The organism is Cardiobacterium valvarum, from assembly GCF_900460955.1.
In the GTDB taxonomy this organism is placed as follows: domain Bacteria; phylum Pseudomonadota; class Gammaproteobacteria; order Cardiobacteriales; family Cardiobacteriaceae; genus Cardiobacterium; species Cardiobacterium valvarum.
Genome location: NZ_UFUW01000001.1, coordinates 557,950 through 578,982 on the forward strand (window position 1 = coordinate 557,950; position 21,033 = coordinate 578,982).

At 60.4% G+C, this 21,033-nt stretch carries 25 protein-coding genes; 7 read left to right on the forward strand and 18 right to left on the reverse strand.

Features of this window, described 5'->3' with window-relative positions:
• Position 1: 1 nt before the first annotated feature.
• The 4 genes from metA (at position 2) to DY250_RS02745 (ending at position 3,046) form a co-directional block, all read left to right on the forward strand.
• Complete coding sequence (metA, locus tag DY250_RS02730) at positions 2-1,054, forward strand: homoserine O-succinyltransferase MetA (RefSeq protein ID WP_115610810.1); 1,053 nt, start codon at positions 2-4, stop codon at positions 1,052-1,054.
• Positions 1,055-1,060: 6 nt separating this feature from the next.
• On the forward strand, positions 1,061-1,903 hold the full coding sequence (locus DY250_RS02735) for an alpha/beta fold hydrolase (protein ID WP_115610811.1): 843 nt from the start codon (positions 1,061-1,063) through the stop codon (positions 1,901-1,903).
• Between the two features lie 18 nt (positions 1,904-1,921).
• Positions 1,922-2,158 carry a hypothetical protein gene (locus DY250_RS02740; protein ID WP_115610812.1) on the forward strand — a complete coding sequence of 79 codons (237 nt, stop codon included), beginning with the start codon at positions 1,922-1,924 and terminating at the stop codon, positions 2,156-2,158.
• Between the two features lie 66 nt (positions 2,159-2,224).
• Entirely contained in the window at positions 2,225-3,046 is an 822-nt protein-coding gene (locus DY250_RS02745) for a DUF2262 domain-containing protein (protein WP_115610813.1), read from the forward strand.
• Between the two features lie 201 nt (positions 3,047-3,247).
• Here the strand turns inward: DY250_RS02745 and DY250_RS02750 are convergent, their stop codons facing one another.
• The 18 genes from DY250_RS02750 to DY250_RS02825 all read right to left on the reverse strand — a co-directional run bounded on the left by DY250_RS02750 (position 3,248) and on the right by DY250_RS02825 (position 18,495).
• On the reverse strand, positions 3,248-3,883 hold the full coding sequence (locus DY250_RS02750) for a bifunctional 4-hydroxy-2-oxoglutarate aldolase/2-dehydro-3-deoxy-phosphogluconate aldolase (RefSeq protein ID WP_115610814.1): 636 nt from the start codon (positions 3,881-3,883) through the stop codon (positions 3,248-3,250).
• Positions 3,884-3,938: 55 nt separating this feature from the next.
• Entirely contained in the window at positions 3,939-4,853 is a 915-nt protein-coding gene (locus tag DY250_RS02755) for a sugar kinase (protein ID WP_115610815.1), read from the reverse strand.
• A 26-nt stretch (positions 4,854-4,879) separates the two neighbouring features.
• Complete coding sequence (locus tag DY250_RS02760; protein ID WP_147293439.1) at positions 4,880-5,770, reverse strand: hypothetical protein; 891 nt, start codon at positions 5,768-5,770, stop codon at positions 4,880-4,882.
• Positions 5,771-5,831: 61 nt separating this feature from the next.
• Positions 5,832-6,974, reverse strand: coding sequence for a DUF1176 domain-containing protein (locus DY250_RS02765; RefSeq protein ID WP_115610817.1), 1,143 nt, complete (start codon positions 6,972-6,974; stop codon positions 5,832-5,834).
• Positions 6,975-7,022: 48 nt separating this feature from the next.
• Positions 7,023-7,298: a hypothetical protein gene (locus tag DY250_RS02770; protein WP_006986073.1), complete on the reverse strand. Its 276-nt coding sequence runs from the start codon at positions 7,296-7,298 to the stop codon at positions 7,023-7,025.
• A gap of 195 nt (positions 7,299-7,493) precedes the next feature.
• A complete protein-coding gene (locus tag DY250_RS02775; protein WP_115610818.1) occupies positions 7,494-9,077 on the reverse strand; it encodes a mannitol dehydrogenase family protein in 1,584 nt (527 codons plus the stop codon).
• Between the two features lie 27 nt (positions 9,078-9,104).
• Positions 9,105-9,926: a hypothetical protein gene (locus DY250_RS02780; RefSeq protein ID WP_115610819.1), complete on the reverse strand. Its 822-nt coding sequence runs from the start codon at positions 9,924-9,926 to the stop codon at positions 9,105-9,107.
• Between the two features lie 11 nt (positions 9,927-9,937).
• Entirely contained in the window at positions 9,938-10,108 is a 171-nt protein-coding gene (locus DY250_RS13875) for a hypothetical protein (RefSeq protein ID WP_006986077.1), read from the reverse strand.
• Positions 10,109-10,135: 27 nt separating this feature from the next.
• Positions 10,136-10,951, reverse strand: a complete 816-nt coding sequence (locus DY250_RS02785; RefSeq protein WP_115610820.1) for a hypothetical protein — start codon at positions 10,949-10,951, stop codon at positions 10,136-10,138.
• 11 nt (positions 10,952-10,962) lie between these two features.
• Complete coding sequence (locus DY250_RS13880) at positions 10,963-11,133, reverse strand: hypothetical protein (protein WP_172542169.1); 171 nt, start codon at positions 11,131-11,133, stop codon at positions 10,963-10,965.
• A gap of 30 nt (positions 11,134-11,163) precedes the next feature.
• Positions 11,164-11,733 (reverse strand): YdgH/BhsA/McbA family protein, encoded by a 570-nt coding sequence (locus DY250_RS02790; RefSeq protein ID WP_115610821.1) that lies wholly within the window; start codon positions 11,731-11,733, stop codon positions 11,164-11,166.
• A 198-nt stretch (positions 11,734-11,931) separates the two neighbouring features.
• Entirely contained in the window at positions 11,932-13,011 is a 1,080-nt protein-coding gene (uxuA, locus tag DY250_RS02795) for a mannonate dehydratase (RefSeq protein WP_115610822.1), read from the reverse strand.
• A gap of 9 nt (positions 13,012-13,020) precedes the next feature.
• Positions 13,021-14,040 (reverse strand): zinc-binding alcohol dehydrogenase family protein, encoded by a 1,020-nt coding sequence (locus DY250_RS02800; protein ID WP_115610823.1) that lies wholly within the window; start codon positions 14,038-14,040, stop codon positions 13,021-13,023.
• 9 nt (positions 14,041-14,049) lie between these two features.
• A complete protein-coding gene (locus DY250_RS02805) occupies positions 14,050-15,327 on the reverse strand; it encodes a TRAP transporter large permease (RefSeq protein WP_115610824.1) in 1,278 nt (425 codons plus the stop codon).
• A complete protein-coding gene (locus DY250_RS02810; protein WP_115610825.1) occupies positions 15,324-15,836 on the reverse strand; it encodes a TRAP transporter small permease in 513 nt (170 codons plus the stop codon). Before DY250_RS02810 ends, DY250_RS02805 begins: the two co-directional genes overlap by 4 nt.
• 51 nt (positions 15,837-15,887) lie before the next feature.
• Positions 15,888-16,877, reverse strand: a complete 990-nt coding sequence (locus DY250_RS02815) for a TRAP transporter substrate-binding protein (RefSeq protein ID WP_218565521.1) — start codon at positions 16,875-16,877, stop codon at positions 15,888-15,890.
• 200 nt (positions 16,878-17,077) lie between these two features.
• Entirely contained in the window at positions 17,078-17,626 is a 549-nt protein-coding gene (locus DY250_RS02820) for an NAD(P)H-dependent oxidoreductase (protein WP_115610826.1), read from the reverse strand.
• On the reverse strand, positions 17,623-18,495 hold the full coding sequence (locus DY250_RS02825; protein ID WP_115610827.1) for an alpha/beta hydrolase: 873 nt from the start codon (positions 18,493-18,495) through the stop codon (positions 17,623-17,625). Before DY250_RS02825 ends, DY250_RS02820 begins: the two co-directional genes overlap by 4 nt.
• A 99-nt stretch (positions 18,496-18,594) precedes the next feature.
• Here DY250_RS02825 and DY250_RS02830 point away from each other — a divergent pair, with 99 nt between their 5' ends.
• From DY250_RS02830 to DY250_RS02840, 3 genes are all read left to right on the forward strand, one after another.
• The gene (locus tag DY250_RS02830) at positions 18,595-18,942 is read left to right on the forward strand and encodes a winged helix-turn-helix transcriptional regulator (protein WP_115610828.1); all 348 of its coding nucleotides are present in this window, start codon (positions 18,595-18,597) and stop codon (positions 18,940-18,942) included.
• A gap of 226 nt (positions 18,943-19,168) precedes the next feature.
• A complete protein-coding gene (locus tag DY250_RS02835; RefSeq protein ID WP_245951005.1) occupies positions 19,169-20,443 on the forward strand; it encodes a DUF2157 domain-containing protein in 1,275 nt (424 codons plus the stop codon).
• Positions 20,440-21,030, forward strand: coding sequence for a GDYXXLXY domain-containing protein (locus DY250_RS02840; RefSeq protein ID WP_115610830.1), 591 nt, complete (start codon positions 20,440-20,442; stop codon positions 21,028-21,030). Before DY250_RS02835 ends, DY250_RS02840 begins: the two co-directional genes overlap by 4 nt.
• Positions 21,031-21,033: the final 3 nt, after the last annotated feature.

Here is a 21,033-nt window from a genome sequence, read left to right on the forward strand (position 1 = left end):
CATGCCGCTTGTCGCCCACCGCCCCCTTGCCGCCCTGGACCGCCTGCGCGCCGAAGGCCAAGAAATCCTCGACGTCGAACGCGCCCACCGCCAGGACATCCGCGAACTGCACATCGGCCTGCTGAACATCATGCCCGACGGCGCGCTCAAAGCCACCGAGCGCCAATTCCTGCGCCTGATTGGCAACTCGAACCGCATCGCCCAGTTCTACGTCCACATCTTCACCGTCCCCGGCGTACCGCGCAGCGCCGACATCCAGGCCTACATTGACGCCCACTACGAAAACTTCGACGACCTCGCCGCTGAAGGACTCGACGCCATCATCTTCACCGGCACCAACCCCGTCCACGCCGACCTCGCCCAAGAAGACTACTGGCCGCACGTCCAGCGCGTCTTCGACTGGGCGGACAAAAACGTTACCTCCGTCCTCTGCTCCTGCCTCGCCTCGCACCTCGCCCTGCGCCACTTCTACGGCATCCCGCGCCTGCGCCGCGCCAACAAACTCTTCGGCGTGTACAGCCACCGCGTCCTGGACCGCAGCCACCCCATGCTCACCAACATCAACACCCGCTTCGACATGCCGCATTCCCGCTGGAACGACGTCGGCGCCGAATCCTTCACCGCCTGCGGCCTGCCTGTCCTCGTCGCCGGCGAAGAAAGCGGCGTGGCGATGGCCAGCTCGCCGGACGGCTTCCGGCAAATCTACTTCCAGGGCCACCCCGAATACGACCACAACAGCCTGCTCAAAGAATACCGCCGCGACCTGCAACAATACCGCGAAGGCAACAGCGGACGCGCGCCCTACCTGCCCGAACACTACTTCACCCCGGCCGGCATCCGCCTCGCCAACGCCTATCTTGCCAGCGGTGCCCCCATCAGCGACTTCCCCGAAGCAGCGCTACTCGAAGAAGTGGACGTGACCTGGCGCGACACCGCCAAAGCCCTCTTCGCCAACTGGCTCGGCCTCGTTTACCAACTCACCCACCAGGACAGACGCCTGCAATTCATGGACGGCATCGACCCCGCCGACCCGCTGGGCCGCTTGCGTCGCTGACTGCGCATGAAAACCAGCCGCCGTACCCTGCTCACCGCTGCCGCCCTTGCTGCCTTCACCCCGCGCCTGAGCGAAGCCCAACCCAGCCAAGAAAAACCCATGACCACCCACACCTACCACGACGCAGCCCTCCACTACCGCGATAACGGCAAAACTGACGCCCCTGCGCTCCTCCTCCTGCACGGCGGACTGGGCACAGCGGCAGACGACTTCGCCCCGCTCCTGCCGCGCCTGCACCCACACTACCGCGTCATCGAAAACGACACACGCGGCCACGGCCAATCCACACGCGGCAGCGTCCCCCTCACCTACGCGCAAATCGCCGCTGATGCCAAACACCTCATCGACACCCTCCGCCTCGACACCTACCACATCCTCGGCTTCAGCGATGGCGGCACCGCTGCCTACCACCTCGCCCTCAGCGACGAACGCGTACAAAGCGTGCTGACCATCGGCGCCAACTGGCACAGCAGCCAAATCGAACCCGCGCGCGACATGTACGAAAACCTCACTCCCGATTTCCTCCGCGAACATATGCCCGCGCAAGTCGCCGCCTACGAACAGCAAAACCCGCAGCCCGACCTCACCACCCTGACCGCCGACCTGCGCCGCCTGTGGCTGGACAACAGCGCGACGGGCTACCCCAACGAACGCGTTGCCGCCATCAAACAACCCATCCTGGCGGTACGCGGCGAAGACGATTTCCTGTTGAGCTTGTCCGGCTGGGCGGCGCTGCGCGAACAAAACCCCGCCGCGCACCTGCTGCACATCCCCTTCGCCGGCCACGAAGCCATCAAAGCCCAGCCGGACATCCTCTGGGCGGCCATCCAAACCTTTCACAAACCCTAACCCACCCACACAAACCCCATGAACCGCATGAACAAAACCCTGCTCACCCTCGGCCTGGCTGCCGCCCTCACCCTCACCGCCTGCGCCCGTGGCGACACCACCGCCGCCGTCGGCAAACACAACCTCTCCAAAGGCGACTGTCGCGGCATCCGCGCGGATGGCCGCGAATACCGCGAAGAAATGACACAAAGCAACTGCGAAATGGTCGGCGGCACCTTTACCCCCCGCAACCGCCGCAAAGTCATCTGGTTCTGAGCGACGCGCCGCCAAGCGGGATAAACACAGGCTCTGTCTTAACAAACCACACCAGCCGGGACGACCATGAACACCCAAGAAAAAAACGAACGCGCCGCCTTCGCCGCCCTTTACCATGACGAAGCCCGGGAAATCACCATCCTCAGCGGCGAAGACTGCGAAGGGGCAGGCAGGGCGGGCAAAGCGCTTATCTGGTCTGCCAATTGCGACATCATCGCCTACAAAGACGGTGACCAACTGCACCACGAAGAAGGCAGCGTCTCCTGGCCGGCAAACGATGCCGAACTCAAAAGCGACGATCGCCCCCGCTTCCGCGACCTCACCCTCTACCGCTTACGTGTCTGCCCGCACAAAACCGCGCCGCACTACTTCCGGCTGCTGGACATACTCGCGGCAGACACCGCCGATCGTGAGCTGGAAACCATCCGCAGCGCTTATCAGCAAGCCATCACCTGGCAGGAGGCGCCGTTTGCCCCCTTCGTGTTGAACAAAAAATTCAACACCTACAACGGTGAAGGCGAATGGCTGGGGCATACCATCCGCCTCGCGCTTGATAGCGACGACGAACAAGAACGCCCCACCGCCGCCGCTATCGCCACCCTGCACCGCCTCTACGCTGCGCCACAGGATTGGCACGACCGCCTCACTGCTCACGCCGCGCGCGCACTCATTACAACCGCCCGCGAATGGCAGGAAGACGCAGAAAACGGTAACCCCAACCTCAGCGAAGCTGAATTTGCCCGCCGCATCCGCCTGGAAGAAATCACCATTAGCGAAGACGGTGCCTTTACCGCCTGGTTTGACGACGACAACATCTTTTGGGGCCACGTCATCATGGTCAGCATCAACGCTGACGGTGAATACGAAGATGCCGAGTTTGCCGGATAACCGCCGAGCGGGATAAACGCTGGGTTCGTGGGCGGCCGCCAAGCGGGATGAAGGCTGGGTTCGTGGGCAGCCGCCGAGCGGGATGAATGCTGGGTTCGTGGGCAGCCGCCGAGCGGGATGAATGCTGGGTTTGTCGGCAGCCGCCAGGCGGGATAAATACTGGGATTGTCGGTAGCCGCCAAGCGGGATGAAGGCTGGGTTCTATCCCTGCACCAGTGCCACTGCTTCTTTACCGAGGCGTTCGACTTCCGCCCAGTTTTGCGCTTGTAGCAGGCTTTTTTCCACCATCCACGAGCCGCCGCAGGCGATGACGTTTTTGATGGCGAGGTAGTCGCGGATGTTTTTCGTGTTGATGCCGCCGGTCGGCATGATTTTCAGCATGGCGTAGGGCGCGAGCAGGGCTTTGAGCATGGGGATGCCGCCGCTCGCTTCTGCCGGGAAGTATTTGACGGTGTCGATGCCGTGTTCGAGGGCGGCTTCGATGGCGGTCGGGTTGTTGATGCCGGGGGTGATGGGGATGTCCATGTCCTGGCAGGCTTTGACGGTGTTCGGGTTGAAGCCGGGGCTGACGATGAAGTCTGCGCCTGCCTGTTGGGCGGCTTTGGCCTGGGCAGCGTTGAGGACGGTGCCGGCGGCGATAAGGATGTCCGGGTCGGCATCGCGCAGGCGGCGGATGGCTTCGGCAGCAGCGGGGGAGCGGAAGGTGATTTCGGCAACGGGGATGCCGCTTTCCCGCAGGGCGGCGCCAAGCGGGACGGCATCGGCAGCGTTATCCAGTGCGATGACGGGGACGATTTTGATGGCGCGCAGGCGTTCGGTCAGGGTGGTGATGTTCATGTGGGTTCCTTTCGGGTTGGCTATTGGGGCGGCGGGCTGAAGCCCGCCCTACGGCTTAGTTCAGGCGGCTGTGTTCTGCCGCGATGATGGCGCCTTTGTGCTGGATGACGCGGGCAGCGAGGCGGTTGCCGTTTTTGCAGCTGGTGACGGGGTTGGCGCCTTGCAGGCGCGCGGCGAGGTAGCCGGCATTGAAGGCGTCGCCGGCGGCGGTGGTGTCCACGATGTGTTCGACGCGTTCGGCGGGGATGTGGTGGCGGGTGTCGCCCGTGGCGTAGGTCGCCCCCGCTGCGCCGTTTTTGAGGACGATTTCGCGGACGCCCGCTTGTTGTAGGCGGCGGATGGCGGCTTCCGGGTCGGCGTCGCCCCACAGGGCCTGTTCGTCGTCCCAGGTCATCAGCGCCAGTTGGACGTGCGGCAGCAGGCGGGCGTAGGCGGTGCGGGTCTCGGCGGGGTCTTTCCACAGCGCCGGGCGATAGTTGCCGTCAAAGGTGATGGGAACGCGGCTGGTGTTGAGGATGTCGATAAGGTGTTCGCGGTCGGCGGGCGGCAGGATAGCGAGGCTGATGCCGCTCAGGTAGAGATGGTCGTAGCCGGCGAGCGCGGCGGCGGTCTGCGGCCAGGCAGGCTGTTGCAGGAGGTGACGCGCGGCGCTGTTGTTGCGCCAGTAGAGGAAGGTGCGTTCACCGCTGGCATCGAGCTGGATGAGGTAGAGGCCGGGCGAGTGTGCGGGGTCGGTGTGGACGTGACGGGTGTCGATGCCGTCCGCTTCCCAGCGCACGCGCATGCCGTGGCTGAGCGGGTCGGTGCCGAGCGCGGTAATGTAGTCCACACGCAGGGTATCGCGGGCGGTGTTGCGGGCGAGGTAGGTGGCGGTGTTCAGGGTATCGCCGCCGTAGGTTTGCTGCATGGTGCCGAAGGGGGTGCCATTCAGTTCAATCATGCATTCGCCGATGATAGCGATGGTTTTCATGGGTGTTGTGCTCTGGGTTGACGGATTCAGTAGTGGCGGCCGGTTTTTTTCGGCAGGGCGCAGTGGTCGCTCTGTTGTTTGTATTTGTCAATGTTGTATCCCTCGGCAGGCGGGGCGGCGCAGGTGCGCGGATTGACGGCAGGGTCGCTGCGGCAGCGTGCCAGCGCGTCGGCAATCGGCGCTTCGACCATTTTTTCGGCGGTGCTCCTTTCTTCGGGATCCGGGTGGTGGTAGGCCGCTTCACCGTAGTCGCGGCTGCCGTAGGCGCGGCGGGCGGTGTAGATGCGCACGCCACTGTAGTCGGTGAGCCAGCCGACAGCGTAGGCGTTGCAGGTGTTGCGGTACACGGCGGCGAGCACGCAGGTTTTGTCGTCGTCGCAGTGTTTCGGCAGGGCGGCGGCGACGCTTTCTGCGTCGGGGTAATGGGTGTCGCGGAATGTACTGATGGTGCGGATTTCGTAGGGGAGGTAATCGCCGTTGATGGGGTCAAGCTCTTTTTCCATGTCGATCTCGGCGGGTTTGTTTTTGCCGTTGATGTCGTGTTGGTTGAGATAGGCTTCCCAGGTGAAGGGCATCGGTTCGTGGTCGTTGTCAACGAGGGCATCGTCGCGGTACATCACCGCCAGGCCGCCGTAGTTGTCGCGCAGCCCCGTCATGTGCCACTGGATGTATTCGCCGCCCCCGGCGGGCGCGGGGGGTTGGCAGCCGTGGCCGTGAGCATCGCCGCAGCGGGCGATGTTGCTGTGGATGTGTCCCATCAGGGCTTGTTGCTGTTGTTGCTGCTGCTGGTAGGTGGCGGCAGCGCTCTGTTGCATCATCTGCTCAGGCGTGGGGGCCTGGGCGAAGGCGGCAGGGGCGGCGGCAAGGCTCAGGGCGAGGAGTAACGGGGGAATGGGGCGGTTTTTTGTCGCTGTCACGCGCACCGCGCGTCCCCATCCCGAGTGGGGATGGGGAGCGCTGGTTATGCCGCTTAGCGGGTTAGTGGGCGGCTTTTTCATTGGCTTCGCGGATGTTGCTGGTGTAGTTCGGCAGGCTGTTCCAGGCGCCACTGGGGAAGCCTTTGCCGCACAGGCCGTTGCTGTTTTTGCTCGCAAGGACGAAGTCGGTGCCGTTCCAGAGGTAGAGGTCGTCGATGCCGCAGCCTTTGTCGTCTAGCTGGCGCGCGCCGAGGATTTCGCCGTAGCCGTTGTAACCGGTGCTGATCGGGCCGCCGACGGTTTTTTCGACTTTTTTGAGGTCGGCGCTGAGGATGGCAAAGAGGTAGAAGCCTTTTTCTTCGCCGTATTGGCAGATGGTTTCGGCCAGGGTTTGTTTGTCGTTCAGCGGGTAAAGGGTGATGTTTTGTCCGCGCTTGTCGGGGGCGCTGCTGCTGAAGGCGCAGTTTTTTTCTTGCCCGTAGGGTTGGAGCAGTTTCAGCAGGGCGGCGTGTTTTTTGTTCTCCGGGGTAATGGTGTCGCCGCTGCCGTCTTCTTTGACGGCGGCCGCGCTGATCTCGGGCGCAGGGGCGGGCGGCGGCACGGCTTTGTCGCTTGTGCCCGGGTTGAGCAGTGCCGATGGTGTGCCGCTGCGTCCCTGGTATTCGTCCATTTTGGCGAGGATGGCAAGGTGTTCGCGGTTGCTGTATGGCGTCCAGTAGGGGGCGTTATCGCTGCCGTCGTCCGCGATGAATTTGATGCTCGGCTCCGGGGTGCGCAGGTGGGCAAGCAGGGCGGCGGTTTGGCTGTCGCTGAGGGTGGCGATGCCTTTGTCGTCTGTCTGGACGGGGCCGTAGTCCACCGGTTTGGCGTTTTTTTGGCTCCAGTCGGTGAGTTGCAGGGTGATGCCGCCCGTATTTCGTTCTTGCCCGGCAGCGGGCAGGAGGCGCACTTGCGCTTCGACTTTGGCGTCCGCCCCGGCCTGGCGGGTGAGCAGCAGCGATACGGGCAGGAAGGTTTGGTGTTCGGTGTTGTTGTGCTGGTAGCCGGCGGCGCGGCAGGTGCCGGTGTTGTCGCAGACGAGTATCCAGTGCGGTGGCTGCATTCCGGCGCCGGTTTCGATGGGGCCGCCGTCGTAGGTGAGGCCGTCAAAGGCGTAGGCAGCGGGGGCAGCGGCAAGCATGAAGGAAAAGAGTGTTTTTTTCATGGGTGTCTCCGGTTGGGTGAGGGAAAGGGCCGGGGGTATCTGCTTGGTTCACAATGATTGACTGCGATGCGGCCTGCTGTCATGCCAGATAAGTTCGCAACGTTCTTTGAAGTCAAGGATACGGTAGTGGCGTCCGGCGTTGTGGGTCAGGTAGTAGAGCAGGTCTTCTTGTTTGAACCAGGTCGTTGCAATGAGTTTGGGCGGTTCAAATGCAAGATCAATAGCGGCGTAGCGGCTTGCCGGATGTCGATAGAAGCCGGGCGGGATGGTGATGTTGTTTTGTGTACACCAGTCCTGGATACGTTGGCGATAGGGTATTGGCATTGCGATGATGGGTTATATGGGTGGAAATGTCAGTGTTTGTCCCGCTTGAAGGCTGTTTGGGGTTCGTTCTGCGGACGCATATCCTCACCCCCAACGCTTTCTTGCTGCCAAATTGTTTCAGTCCTGCAAGCGGGAAATCCTGTGGTTATCCCGCTTGGTGGTAGTGGCGGGCTGAAGCCCGCCCTACGTTTGTCGTTATTCCGGCAGGTATTTTTGCAGGGTGGTGCGCACGGCGCCGTTGCCGGCGAGCATATCGCGCAGGTAACCCTCCACTTTTTCGCCGAGGCCGACGTCGTAGAGGTTGATGCCGAAGATGTCCGCATCGCTCAGCAGGGCGCGGACGTCGCCGAGGTGGGTGCTGCCGATGTGTACGTCTTTGAGTTTGCCCTGGGCTTCGGCGAGGCGCGGGTCGGGGCTGCAGGTGAAGGGCTTGCCGTTGTCGTCCACGCCGAGCAGGTAGCGGCACCAGCCGGCCAGCACCAGCGGGATGGCGGTGAGGTGGGTGGCGTTTACGCCGTGCGCCTTGATGGTGTGGCCGAAGCGGATGGCGAGTTTTTGCGAGGTGTCGGTGGCGATGCGCTGCGGGGTGTCGGGGATGTAGGGGTTGGGCAGGCGGATGTTGACGACTTCGTCGATGAATTGTTGCGGGTTCAGGATGCCGGGATCGACCACAACGGGCAGGCCTTCGCGGTAGCCGACGGCGCGCGCGAGGCGGACGAGCTCTTTGTCCTGCATTTCGGCGTGGATGCTGGTGTAGCCGAGCAGGCAGCCGTAGATGGCGAGCGCGGTATGGATGGGGTTCAGGCAGGTGGTGACTTTCATGGTCTCGACTTTGTTGACGGTGTCGCGGTCGGTGAAGTGCACGCCTGCTTTTTCCAGTGCGGGCCGGCCATTCGGGAAGTCGTCTTCGATGACGAGGTATTCGAGTTCTTCGGCGTTGACGTAGGGCGCGGTATAGCTGTGTTTGGCGGTTTCCAGCGGCGCGATGTCTTTAAGGCCGTCGGCGGCAAGCAGCGCGGCGACGCTGGCATCGGGGCGCGGGGTGATTTTGTCGATCATGGTCCAGGGGAAGCTGACGTGTTTGCTTTCCAGCCAGGCGACAAATTCGGGCGGGACGTGCCCGGTCTGCTGCCAGCCGTGCGCAAATTCGAGCACGGTGGCGCGCAGTTTTTCGCCGTTATGCGACATGTTGTCCATGCTGACCAGCGCCAGCGGGGTGGCGCCTTTTTGCCAGCGGGTGTAGAGCAGGGTGACGAGGTTGCCGATGTAGCTTTGCGGGCGGGCGGTGCCGCTTTCGAGGTCGCTTGCGACGGCCGGGTAGTAGTGGCCGTCCCGGTCTTTGATGTGGTAGCCCTTTTCGGTGATGGTGAGGCTGATGATTTGCAGGCTGGGGGTGGCGGCGATGTCGCGCAGGCGGTCAAGGTCGTCCTGCATGGTCAGCGATTCGGTGACGCTGGCGAGGATGATTTTGTCGAGGCTGCGGTCGCCTTTGAGGCGGACGTAGATGCTGAGGTTATCGTAGGGACGGTAGGCTTTCTGGATGATTTCGTCGTCGTAGCCTTCGGCGACGATGATGCCGGTCTCGGCGTCGCGCTGGTCAAGCAGCCGCTGTTGCAGGTTGGCCAGGAAGGCGCGGAAGATGTTGCCGGCACCGAGGTGCAGCCAGCGCGGCGTGGTGAGGGTGGCGGCGCGCACGCGCGGGATATCGTAGAGCGGCAGTTGGTAACCGCGTTCTTGCCAGTAGGCTTTGTTGAGCAGGCCGTTGTAGGTGAGTTTCATGGTGTGTGTCCGTTGTTAAGGGTTGGGTTAGCGGAATTCGCCGAGGTTGCCCGGCAGGGCGCAGTAATATGCCTGCTCTTTAGCGGAGCGGGCGGAGCAGCTCGCCGCCAGGACAGCGGGATCGCTCTGGCAGCGGCTGAGGGCATCCGCGATGGGGGCAGCCACCATGGCGCGGGCGGTATCCCAGTCTTCGGCGTCAATGTGGCCGTGATAGCCTTTGCCGTAGGCGGTGTTGCCGTGATGCGCCTGGCGCGCGGTGTAGATGCGCACGCCGCTGTAATCGGTGAGCCAGCCGGCGGCGTAGGCGTTGCAGGTATTGCGGTACACGGCGGCGGTGGTGCAGGTGTCTTCCCCGCACTCTTCACGCAATTTGGCGTGAACGGCCGCTTCGCTGCCGGGCTGGTTGCGGAAGGTTCCCGCGCTGAACGCAACATACGGCAAGTAGGAGCCACTGCCGATGGGGCTGACTTCGTTCATCGCCATGCCGTCAAGATCGCCAGTTTGGTCGCGGTAGGCTTCCCAGCTGAACGGCAGCGGGTTGGCGTAATTATCGAGGATGATGTCGTTTTTATAGGCGATGGCGATGCCGCCGTAGCGGTCTTCGAGGCCGGTCATCGTCCATTCGGCAGGACGCGGGTTATCGACCACTTGCTGCGGTTGCCGGCAGCCATAGCCGTTGGCATCGCCGCAGTAGACCATATTGTGCTGTATCTGGTTCATCAGCTGTTGCTGCTGGAATTGTTGCTGCTGGTAGGTGGCGGCAGCGCTTTGCTGCATCAGCTGCTCCGGAGTTTGCGCGCAGGCGGCGCCACCGAGCAGGGCGAGGAGGAGGTAGGGGTATTGCGGCATGATGGTAATCCTCAGGGTTGCGGGACGCTGTAACAGCCGACGTTGTATTTGCATTCGACGATGCTGTCGGCCCCGTAAAGGATTTCGCCGGGCGTGGCCTGGAAGGTACCGCGCCCATCGGGGCCGAGGGACAGGCAGCCGCTGAGGAGCAGCATGGCGGGAAGGCAGAGGAGGGTTTTCATGGCACGTGCCTGTTGTCAGGGGTGGGGTTAGCGGTATTCGCCGAGTTTCTTCGGCAGGGCACACTCCTTTGCTTGATCGGGCGGCGCGGTGCAGCTTGCCGCCAGGACGGCAGGATCGCTCTGGCAGCGGCTGAGGGCATCCGCGACGGGGGCCTCAATCATAGTGTGGGCGGTACGCCTCTCTTCGGGGTCGGTGTGGCCGTACCAGCCCTTGCCGTAGGCGGTGTTGCCGTGATGCGCCTGGCGCGCGGTGTAGATGCGTACGCCGCTGTAATCGGGTAACCAGCCGACGGCAACGGCGTTACAGACGTTGCGGTACACGGTGGCGACGATGCAGGCGTCTTCCCCGCACTCTTCGCGCAGTTTGGCGCGGACGTCCGCTTCACTGCCGGGCTGGTTGCGGAAGGTACCTGCTCTGTATATGCGGAACGGCGAATAGAATCCGAAAGGGCTGACTTCGTGCATCGCCATACCATCAATAATGGAGGTGTAGTCGCGGTAGGCTTCCCAGCTGAACGGCAGCGGGTTGGAGTAATCGTCAAGGATGATGTCATTTCTATAGGCGATGGCGATGCCGCCATAGCTGTCTTCGAGGCCGGTCATCGTCCATTCGGCGGGGCGCGAGTTATCGACTTCTTGCTGCGGTTGCCGGCAGCCATGGCCATAGGCATCGCCGCAGCGGGCGATGTTGTCGAAGATGTGTCCCATCATTTGCTGCTGCTGAATTTGTTGTTGCTGGACGGCAGCAGCGGCGCTTTGCTCCATCATCTGCGTAGGCGTGAGAGCTTGCGCGCAGGCGGCGCCACCGAGCAGGGCGAGAAAGAGGTAGGGGTATCGCGGCATGATGGCAATCCTCAGGGTTGCGGGACGCTGTAACAGCCGACGTTGTATTTGCATTCGATGATGCTGTCGGCCCCGTAAAGAATTTCGCCGGGCGTGGCCTGGAAGGTGCCGCGCCCATCGGGGCCGAGGGACAGGCAGCCGCTGAGTAGCAGCATGACGGGAAGGCAGAGGATGATTTTCATGGTGTCTCCCTGGGTTGGTAAGTATCTGGCTTAGCGGCTATCCGGGCAGCGCAGGGTCGCGAGGATTTGCGCCGCCTGCGGCTGGAAGTCTTTTTGCGCATTTTGTGCAGCGGTGAAGAGGTGTGCACCGTCGGCGGTCGCGGGGTGATGTTCGCCGTATTGCAGTCCGGCGAAGCCGCAGGGCAGCGGCTGGTAGCGCATCAGGTTGCTTTCGTAGCCGGCAAAGTGCGGATGTCTGGGCTGGGGCGGGTAGAGCATGGTGAGTTGCAGGGCGCCATCCCGTTTGTTCAGGCGGTAGCGGACATTTTCCTGTTTGAGCAGACGCTCCATGTTGGCGGCAAAATCGTCAAAGGTTTTTCCTTCGGTCACGAACATCAGGGTGAGCAGCTTGCTCCAGCCATAGTCCCGTTCGTCGCGCAGGTAGTACTCGCCGCTTTCGCCGTCCCAATGTTGCAGGCGATAGGTTTGCCCGTTGTATTGCAGGCTTTGCGGAACGCCGGCGGGCAGTTGCGCAACGGGTGAATCCTGGACGCTACTGTTGTTGTCACGCAGGCAGCCGCCGAGCAGCAGGGCGAAGGTCAGGCAGAGGATGGTCTTCATGGGGTTCTCCGGTGGGGCATTGAGCGGTGCATTATCACGGTGCGGCTTTGTGTACGGCAAACTTTTGCCGCTGGTGGCAGAAGCAGTTTACCAGCGGCTGCCAAGCGGCGTGGTTACTGGGCCCGCCAAGCGGCGTGGTTACTGGCCCCGCCAAGCGGCGTAGTTACTGGGCCCGCCAAGCGGCGTGGTTACTGCGTTTCAGGCCTTACCCTTGCGTTTCTCGCATTCATCCCACACGCCCTCTACATACATGACGCCGAGGGCGCGATCGTAAAGACCGTAGCCGGGGCGGCACTGTTCCCCCCAAATGTGGCGGCCATGATCGGGGCGCCAGTAGCCGGTGAAGCCCACGTCGTGATAAGTGCGCACGATTTCGGCGATGTCGAGCGAGCCGTCGCTGCTCAGGTGCGAAGTTTCGATGAAGTCGCCGTTGTCAAAACGCTTGATGTTGCGGATGTGGGCGAAAGGGATGCGGTCGTGGAAATCACGAATCATCTGCGGGAGGTCGTTGTCCGGATTCGGGCCGAGCGCACCGCTGCACAGGGTCAGGCCATTGCTGGGGCTGTCCACCATTTCCACAATGGCTTTGAGGTCGGCGTGATTCTTGACGATACGCGGCAGGCCGAAGATGGAAAATGGCGGATCGTCCGGATGGATGCCCATTTTGATGCCGGCGGCTTCGGCGGTTGGGATGATGGCTTCGAGGAAGTATTTGAGGTTTTTGCGCAAATCGTCTTCGCTCACGTCTTTATAAGCGTCAAAGAGCTTGTCGAGATGCGCGAGCCGCTCCGGTTCCCAGCCGGGCAGGGTCAGCCCTTGCGAACCTTTGGCGACGCTTTTTACCAGCTGCTTCGGATCAAGGTCTTTCATCGCACCGTGATCGTAGAAGAGCGCAGTTGAGCCGTCGCCATTGAAACTGGGGTGGAAGAGGTCGGTGCGCATCCAGTCGAAAACGGGCATGAAGTTGTAGCAGACGACCTTCACCCCGTGCTTGCCGAGATTTTTCAGGCTTTCTTTATAGTTTTCAATGTATTGCTCGCGCTCCGGCAGGCCGAGCTTGATCGCTTCGTGAACGTTGACGCTTTCGACGACGTCGATATTGAGGCCGTATTTCGCTGCCTGTTCTTTGACTTCGATGATGCGGTTTTCCGGCCAGACTTCACCGGCAGCCATATCGTGCAGCGCCCAAACGACGCCGGTCATGCTGGGGATTTGCCGGATGGCTTCGAGGGATACGGTGTCGTTGCCTTCGCCGTACCAGCGGAATGTGGTTTTCATATCAGCTCCTTACCATTCAAGAAGAATTTTGCAGACTTTGCTCTTGTCCGTGCGCAGTTGCTCAAAGGCTCGGGCAATGTCGGTGAATTTGAAAGTGTGGGTGTGCATCAGCGCCGGCTTGACTTTGCCCTGTTCAAAGAGGGCAATGACTTCGGGGAAGCGGTGATTGTTGACGCGGGTGCCGAAGACGTTGATGCCTTTCTTGGTGAACGCCGCCTGCGGGATTTCCGATGGCGTGCTGCCGGTGCCGAGGACGACGAAGCGGCCAGAGGGCGCAAGCAGATCAAGCGCATCAAGGATGCTCTGCGGCGAGCAGACGGCATCGGCGAGAACGTGGGCACCGTCGCCGTTGGTGAAGCCCATGACGGCGGTTTTCAGGTCTTCTTCCTTGACGTTGACGGTGCGGTCCGCGCCCATTTCGCGAGCGAGCGCCAAACGCTGCGGGAAAATATCGGTAATCAGCACCTCCGCCCCTTTGGCGCGGGCCACCTGCATGATGGCAAGCCCTGCTGGGCCGGCACCGAAGACCACCACCTTATCGCCGGCGGCAGTAGAGGCACGGGCATTGACCTCAGCACCGACGGAATACGGCTCAACCAGGCAGGCTTCCGCCTCGCTCAGTTTGCTCTTGTCAAGCTTGTACACCATCTTGCGCGATGCCTTGAAATACTCGGCAAAACCGCCGTCGCGGTGTACGCCGGTCACTTCCAAATCCTTGCAGACATTGTGATGTCCCGTACGGCAGGCATAGCAGTGACCGCAACTGTTGACGATATCGATCGAAACCAGATCGCCTGGAGCGAGGTCATGCACGCTGCTGCCGACCGCTTCGACAATACCGGAAAATTCATGACCAATAATGCGCGGATACGTGGCAAACGAATTGCTACCGCTAAAAATACCGATATCCGAACCGCAAATGCCGCCATAACGGACCTTGATTAAGACATCATCCGCTGCCGTAATCTCCGGCTTGGGCACATCAACAATTTCGACTGCAAGCGGGGCTCGCACCAAAACAGCTTTCATCACATACCTCTAATTTTTCAGTAAAGAAGGCAACCAGGTGGATAATGCCGGAATATAAGAAACCAGCATCAAGACAATCAGGTTGGTCACAATATAAGGAATTAATGCCTTGACTACCCGCATCAGTGGTTCACGGGCAATATTGGCACATACGAAAAGGCAAACGCCAACCGGCGGAGTTGACAGGCCAATCATCAGATTGAGCACGGCAAAGACGGCAAAATGAATCGGGTCAATACCCACGCCCTGCGCTACCGTTAAAAGTGGGATAAAGAGAATAATTAGCGCAGCAATCGTCTCCATAAACATCCCGACAAAAACCAGGACGATATTCAGCAGCAAAATTACCAAATACTTGTTGGTGGTCAGTGATAACACCGTATCGGCAATCATCTGCGGAATATGTTCGGAAACGAGAATCCAGCCAAAGACATTGGCTGTACCGACCAACAGCAGAATGGCTGCTGAAGAAACCGCGCTATCAATTAATAGGGTCGGGATTCTTCTCAGTGGCAATTCGCGATAAATTAGATGGCCGACCGCAATGGCATACACAGCGGCAACAATGGATGTTTCCGTTGGTGTGGCAAAACCGCTGACCATACCACCGACAATTAATGCTGTCATGGCGAGCGCCCAGAAGGCACCCACAAATGTTTGCCAGAGATGAAACCAGCCCTGCCAGGGATGACGTGGGTAATGATTGCGCACGGAAAGAATGTAAGTAACGATTAACATCCCTACACCGAGCAACAAACCAGGAATAATACCGGCAATAAACATCTTGCCAACGGAAATGCCCGATAGTGCACCAACAATAATCATCGGCACCGATGGCGGAATAATCGGGCCAATCGTGGATGATGCAGAAGTCACCGCTGCGGAAAAATCTGCCGGATAACCGGCGCGCTTCATCCCCGGAATCATCATGCCGCCGATGGAAGCGGCATCAGCCAGCGCCGTACCGGAAATACCACCGAACAGCATGGAAGAAGCGACATTCGTCATCCCCAAACCGCCACGCATCCAGCCGACGCCTGCCTGGGCAAAACTGATAATGCGCGGCGTAATCCCGCCCGCATTCATCAAATTCCCGGCCAGCACAAAACCCGGAATACAGAGCAGGACATAAATATCCATGCCGGCAAACATCTTTTGCGGAACTACCACCAGCGGGATTCCGGCACTGACAATATAAACCAATGAGGCCACGCCTAAAGTCACGGCAACCGGCACACCAATCAATAAACCAAGCAGAAAAACTGCTGTCAACAAGAACAGGCTCATGGCAATTCCTCTTCTTCTTTCAATTCAGGGTGCCCATCCAATTTACCGCACAGCATCCCGATAATGCGGATGCCGGAAGTCAAAGCGAGGGTTGCCAGCAAAATAAAGACACTGGCATGAATATAGGCCATCTTGATAAAAGGCATCGAGGGTGAAGTCTGTATCATGCCGATTTTGGTAAAACGCCAGGCGGGCTCAATCAGCATCACTGCGAAGATAAAAACCGTCACTGCCGCCAATAAGCGCATAACCCAAGGCAGACGCCCTGGCAAATGTTCGGACAATAAATCCACATTGACCATTACCCCTGTCCACAGCGATAACGCTGCGCCAAAGCCACCAATATAAAGCAGGGCATAGCGGGTAACCTCCTCCGTCCATACCGGTGAACCGTCACTGCTGAAAGTCCGCATCACGACCTGAATCAATACTGCAGCCATTAATACGGCGAAAGCAAGCCCCGTCGCCCAGCGCAAAACACTGCTTACGAGTTGAATTAATCTGGACATAATTCTTTTCCTTTCAGGGGAAAGTCCGGGATATTCCCCGGACAATTATCATTACGGCTGTTCGGCAAAAATCTTCTCGATAATTGGCTGAATGTCTTTAGCCGCACTTTCCAATACGGCAGCCTTAGCCTTTTCCGCAAAGGCTTTCTGGTCAACCGGCACAAATGTCATACCTTTTGCTTCCAGCGTTTTTTGCAATTGCGTTTCATCGGCAAGGAATACTTCGCGTTCATATTTTTGCGCGGTTTTAGCGGCTTCCAGCAAGGCCTTCTGATCGGCTTCGGATAATTTGTTCCAGGTAATTTCGGAAATGGCGAGATAAATCCAGGAGCGGACGTGCTCGGTCTGGTTGACGTATTTCTGCACTTCATACAACGTGGCGGAATCAATCAGCGACAGCGGGTTCTCCTGCGCATCAATCGTGCCGTTTTGCAACGAGGTAAAGACCTCGCTGAACGCCATCGGCGTTGGTGATGCGCCCAGCGCCTTCCAGGTCTGCACGAAGAGCGGTACGTTCGGCACACGCAGCTTGATTGCCTTCAAATCGTCTGGCGTCTTGATTTCGCGGTTGGCGGTGAGATTGCGCGGGCCACGGGCAAAATAAGTCAGCGGGCGTACCTGCGCCTTGGCAATGATGTCCGCTTCAATATCTTTGCCGATATCGCCGGAAGCCACCTTGTCCATGTAATCCAGCGACTGGTAAGCATAAGGAATAGCCAGCAGGGCAGCTTTGGGCGACCAGTTTTGCAGGCTCTCGCCGGTAATCGTCATATCAACTGTGCCGAGCTGCATGCCGTTAATCAGGTCAATTTCCTTGCCGAGCGAGTCGTTGGGGAACACCTGCACCTCAATACGGCCATTGGTCAACTTTGCGACCTCTTCGGCAAATTTCAGTGAACCCTTGTGCCAGGAATGCTGCTCGTTGGCGATGTGGCCAAGCTTCAGCGTCACTTCCGCTTTGCCCCAGGCCAGCGGCGATACACAGGCAAGCAGGCAGGAGGCCGCCAGTGTTGTAAACGTGCGTTTTTTCATCTTCATCATTCACCTCAGTCTCAAACAGATTACGAACATGCAATGACTTGCACAGATTGATAAACCAAAATTGTCTGCTGTTTTGTCACCAGGGCAGAACGCCGGACAGTTTGTGCCTATCACGAGCGCTATATTGCCATTATCAGGCGGTGGGTGCAATGAATGGTTGACCAATATACGAGTGGCGCTTGACCGGTATTTGCGGCTGTTCAGGGATAGTAGCGCGCCAGATGGACGAGATAGTCCTGCGCGCTTTGTGCCACAGCAGCGCGGGTGGTGTCGTCGTAGGCAGCGTTGCTGTCGATACCGTGCCAGTGGAAGGGCGGCTGCCAGGCGGCGTGGCAGTAGCGCAGGGTGAGTTCAAAGGGGCGCAGGGCTTCGGCGACGGCGCAGCCGACGGCACCGTCAGCGCGGTAATCAGCGGCGGGCGCGCCGAGCGAGACAGCAATCCCCGCTTTTTTGCCGGCGAGGGCGGTGGCGCGCGAGCCGTAGGCCCAACCGTGGGTGAGCACGTCGTCCAGCCATTGTTTCAGGAGCGGCGGGCAGTTGAACCAGTACACGGGGAATTGCAGGACGAAAGCGGCGTGTGTGTCTACCAGTGCCTGTTCGGTGGCAATGTCAATGCGCCTGTCGGGATAGCGACGGTAGAGCTCATGCACGGTGTAGCGCTCGGGCTGCTGCGCCAGCGCGTCCGCCCAGGCGCGGTTCGCGGTGGATTGGGCGAGGTTGGGATGGGCGAGAATGACGAGGGTTTTCATGCGCTGTGTACCCCGATAAAACGGGAAAACGGGGCGGTCAGGGCTTCATCGGCATTGACGGCATAGATTTCGGACATGTGCGTGTGTTCCATCAGGCGGTAGGCAGGGAGGGCGCAGGCTTCCGCAAGGAGCAGCGCCTGTTGCTGAAAATCAGCCGGATCGTGCGCGGCGTAGGCGATACAGAGCGGCACACCGCAGGTGGTCAGCCCGGGCAGGGCGGAGCGGGCGGGGTACTGTGCCGGATCGTCACCGAAATAGGCGCGTACTGCCGCCGTGTTGGCTGTCTGCACATCGTAAACGCCCGTACACAAATCATAGATACCGGATAGCAGCACGGCGGCGCGCACACCGTCATCGGCCCGGCGCAGCGCCGGATGAGCGAGATACTGCGCGATATGCACCGCACCTGCCGAATGCCCCATCAGGATGACGGGCGCGGGATGGTGCGCCTGCAACCACGTCAGTGCGGCCGCCAGATCGCGCTGCGCCGCCGGCCACGGATGGGTGGGGGCAAGGCGGTAAGTCATGTTGGCGGCATGGCAGCCGTGGCGCAGTGCCCACAGTGCGACATTGTCGTAAAACGGGCTGTCACCGCTGCGCTTGTCACCACGCACAAAACCACCGCCATGCACAAACAGCAGTAGCGGGCGCGGGCGGTCATCATTAGCAGGCAGGAACAGGTCAAGACGGTGGCGCGGGTCGTCGCCATAAGCAAGGTCGCGTTGCACGGTCACGCCCGCATACGGTTCGCGTGCCTGCAACGGCGCGTAAAGCTCGGCGGTGGCAGCGGGCTCGATACCGTCACCCAGCGTGCGCAGGGCGGCAGCAAGCGGGGCGGAGATATAGGTGTAGCGATCAATCGGAATCATCGGTTGTCCTTTGGTACAAGTGCGGCGCGCAGCTTACAATTTCGCGCCATCCACGCCCAGTACGCACGTCCGCGTAAGCACTAACCCCAAGGAAAGCCCATGCTGCACACCCCCTGTCAGGAAGAAGCACAATTGCTCGTCGATACCGGCTTCGGCTATACCCTGTCGCTCATCGGCGGCAAATACAAAATGGTGATTCTCTACTGGTTACAGCGGCAATCGCCGACCCGTTTCAACGAACTGCAACGCCGCATCGGCGGCATTTCCTACAAGACACTGGCCGCCACCCTGAAAGAACTGGAACGCGACGGCCTTATCTCGCGCACCGAATACCCGCAAATCCCGCCGAAAGTCGAATACGCCCTGACCGCACGCGGCCGATCGCTGCTGCCAGTGCTGGATGCGATGTGCGCCTGGGGGCGGGCGCACCGCGAAGCGACCCGGTGAAGGGGTTGTCAGCCGGCAGACAGCTTTATGTGATGTCGGCGTTTACGCCGCTTGGCAGGGCATCGGTACGTTAACCCCGGCAAGCGGCGAGTTTTTGTCCGATACAAGGGCTGTAATAAAAATGTCACGGACTCTGCGCTGATGGCCGGGGGAAATAGCGGGTTTTGTCATGATTGCCCGCAGTGCTTTTGCGTATCATGGCGTCGTTTTCTTCAAGGAGAGTCGTATGAACCAACGCGCTGCGTTTTCCCGTGAGTTGTTGGCCGAACTGCCCCAGTGGGAGGCAAGTGGCTGGATTTCCCCTGAGCAGGCGGCGCTGTTGCGGGCGCGCTATGCGCTGCCGGTGCAGCACCGGGGGCAGTGGTGGCAGATGGTGCTGTCGCTTTTTGCCGCGCTCTGTGTTGGCGCGGGGGTCATTGCGCTTTTTGCCGCCAACTGGGCCGCTCTGAGCCGTCCCGTGCGGGTGGCGCTGTCGCTGACGCCGCTAGTGCTGTCGCAGGCAGCGCTTTTTTTCGCCTGCTGGCGCCGTGCGGCGAGTGCGGTGTGGCGTGAGGGCAGCGCCCTCTTGGTTACGCTGGCAGTCGGTGCGGCGATTGCCCTTATCGCGCAGACGTATCATGTGGAAGAAAACCTACCTGCATTTTTGCGCATCTGGTTGCTGCTGACGCTGCCGCTGGTGTATGTGGCGCGCAGTTGGGCGGTGGCGTTTTTTGCCGTGCTGTTGACGCATGTTTTCGGCGCGCATGGCTATTCCTCCGTCTTCTCGCAGTGGGAGTACCTCGGTTATGTCGCCGCGTTCCTGCCCTGGCTCTGGTGGCAGCGGCAGCGCGGGCAGTTTTATGGCGCACAGACGGGCGTGTGGCGTACGTTTGCCGCGCTGCATAGCGTCGTTTTTGCCTTGACGCTCTGCCTCAACGGCCGCAATGTCAGCTTCCTCTCCGCCTGGGTCTGCCTTTCCGCTTTTTATCTCGCCAGCCGCACCTTGTTGCCCGCCTGGCGCAATGTAATGGCGCTGCTCAGTAAAATCGCCCTCGCCGTGCTGCTCCTGTTCAGCGCGGATTTTTCGATGCGCAACGATTTCGTCGATTTCCTGCTGGCCGATCTGCGGCTGCTGACGGTGAGCGGCGTGCTGCTGCTCTTTGCTGCCTGCCGCTGGCGCCGCCTGGATCTGTGGGATGTGCTGTTTGTCGCGAGCGGCATCGCGGTTTATCTCCTCGCCCGACAGGGTGTGCATCTCCGTTACGGCGGCGCCTGGCCGTGGCTGCCGACTATTTTTATCACCGGCCTCGGCCTGTGGCGCGCACGGCTTGACCTTGACCGCAGTCTCTTTGCCGTCAATTCGGCGCTGATTTGGGTGCTGATGGCACTGTTCCTGCGCTTCGTTGGCGATAATATGCCGCTGTGGATCAAGGGGCTGGTCTTCATCATCGCCGGTCTTGCCTTCTTCATCGTCAACCTGCACCTCGCCCGCCGTCCGCGTCCGACCGGAGTCTCCGCATGAAAAACCGTCTCGTCTTATTGTTGCTGCCCCTGGTTTTTGCCCTGCAATGGGCCGTTCCCCTGATGCAGGTGGTGCACGGTGAGGGCATTTTGCGCGAAGGCGTCGCGCTGCGTCTGGAATTGCAGCCGGTTGACCCGCTTGATGTGCTGCGTGGCCGCTATCTGGCGTTAGCATTCCCGGAAGAGGAGAAAAAACACATCCTGCCCCCCGGCGTACAAGGCGGCGACACCATCTACGTCGTGCTGGAAACAGGCAAAGACGGCCTCGCCCACATCACCCGCCTGAGTCGCAGCGTGCAGGATGGCGCCTTTGCCTACAAAATCCCGGACGGATACAAAGCGGGCGACACCATCAGCATCAACATCCCGCTCACCCGCTACTACCTGCCGGAAGAAGACGCGGTGAAAATCGATGAACTGTTCCGCTTCCGCAACAACGAAAGCCCGCACAGCAACGCCACCCTCGGTGTACGCATCAAGGACGGGCAAATTGTCGCCGAAAGCCTGTGGCTCGACGGCCAGCCTTACCGCGACTGGTTGCGCAACTACCAGAGCACGCAGAGCAAAGCTGCCACGCAAACACCCTGAAGA

Bases quoted from the DNA above. Each gene is read 5' to 3' on its own strand.
- metA (WP_115610810.1), top strand. From the start codon at position 2: ATGCCGCTTGTCGCCCACCGCCCCCTTGCCGCCCTGGACCGCCTGCGC.
- DY250_RS02735 (WP_115610811.1), top strand. From the start codon at position 1,061: ATGAAAACCAGCCGCCGTACCCTGCTCACCGCTGCCGCCCTTGCTGCC.
- DY250_RS02740 (WP_115610812.1), top strand. From the start codon at position 1,922: ATGAACCGCATGAACAAAACCCTGCTCACCCTCGGCCTGGCTGCCGCC.
- DY250_RS02745 (WP_115610813.1), top strand. From the start codon at position 2,225: ATGAACACCCAAGAAAAAAACGAACGCGCCGCCTTCGCCGCCCTTTAC.
- DY250_RS02750 (WP_115610814.1), bottom strand. From the start codon at position 3,883: ATGAACATCACCACCCTGACCGAACGCCTGCGCGCCATCAAAATCGTC.
- DY250_RS02755 (WP_115610815.1), bottom strand. From the start codon at position 4,853: ATGAAAACCATCGCTATCATCGGCGAATGCATGATTGAACTGAATGGC.
- DY250_RS02765 (WP_115610817.1), bottom strand. From the start codon at position 6,974: ATGAAAAAAACACTCTTTTCCTTCATGCTTGCCGCTGCCCCCGCTGCC.
- DY250_RS02770 (WP_006986073.1), bottom strand. From the start codon at position 7,298: ATGCCAATACCCTATCGCCAACGTATCCAGGACTGGTGTACACAAAAC.
- DY250_RS02775 (WP_115610818.1), bottom strand. From the start codon at position 9,077: ATGAAACTCACCTACAACGGCCTGCTCAACAAAGCCTACTGGCAAGAA.
- DY250_RS02780 (WP_115610819.1), bottom strand. From the start codon at position 9,926: ATGCCGCAATACCCCTACCTCCTCCTCGCCCTGCTCGGTGGCGCCGCC.
- DY250_RS13875 (WP_006986077.1), bottom strand. From the start codon at position 10,108: ATGAAAACCCTCCTCTGCCTTCCCGCCATGCTGCTCCTCAGCGGCTGC.
- DY250_RS02785 (WP_115610820.1), bottom strand. From the start codon at position 10,951: ATGCCGCGATACCCCTACCTCTTTCTCGCCCTGCTCGGTGGCGCCGCC.
- DY250_RS13880 (WP_172542169.1), bottom strand. From the start codon at position 11,133: ATGAAAATCATCCTCTGCCTTCCCGTCATGCTGCTACTCAGCGGCTGC.
- DY250_RS02790 (WP_115610821.1), bottom strand. From the start codon at position 11,733: ATGAAGACCATCCTCTGCCTGACCTTCGCCCTGCTGCTCGGCGGCTGC.
- uxuA (WP_115610822.1), bottom strand. From the start codon at position 13,011: ATGAAAACCACATTCCGCTGGTACGGCGAAGGCAACGACACCGTATCC.
- DY250_RS02800 (WP_115610823.1), bottom strand. From the start codon at position 14,040: ATGAAAGCTGTTTTGGTGCGAGCCCCGCTTGCAGTCGAAATTGTTGAT.
- DY250_RS02805 (WP_115610824.1), bottom strand. From the start codon at position 15,327: ATGAGCCTGTTCTTGTTGACAGCAGTTTTTCTGCTTGGTTTATTGATT.
- DY250_RS02810 (WP_115610825.1), bottom strand. From the start codon at position 15,836: ATGTCCAGATTAATTCAACTCGTAAGCAGTGTTTTGCGCTGGGCGACG.
- DY250_RS02815 (WP_218565521.1), bottom strand. From the start codon at position 16,877: ATGATGAAGATGAAAAAACGCACGTTTACAACACTGGCGGCCTCCTGC.
- DY250_RS02820 (WP_115610826.1), bottom strand. From the start codon at position 17,626: ATGAAAACCCTCGTCATTCTCGCCCATCCCAACCTCGCCCAATCCACC.
- DY250_RS02825 (WP_115610827.1), bottom strand. From the start codon at position 18,495: ATGATTCCGATTGATCGCTACACCTATATCTCCGCCCCGCTTGCTGCC.
- DY250_RS02830 (WP_115610828.1), top strand. From the start codon at position 18,595: ATGCTGCACACCCCCTGTCAGGAAGAAGCACAATTGCTCGTCGATACC.
- DY250_RS02835 (WP_245951005.1), top strand. From the start codon at position 19,169: ATGAACCAACGCGCTGCGTTTTCCCGTGAGTTGTTGGCCGAACTGCCC.
- DY250_RS02840 (WP_115610830.1), top strand. From the start codon at position 20,440: ATGAAAAACCGTCTCGTCTTATTGTTGCTGCCCCTGGTTTTTGCCCTG.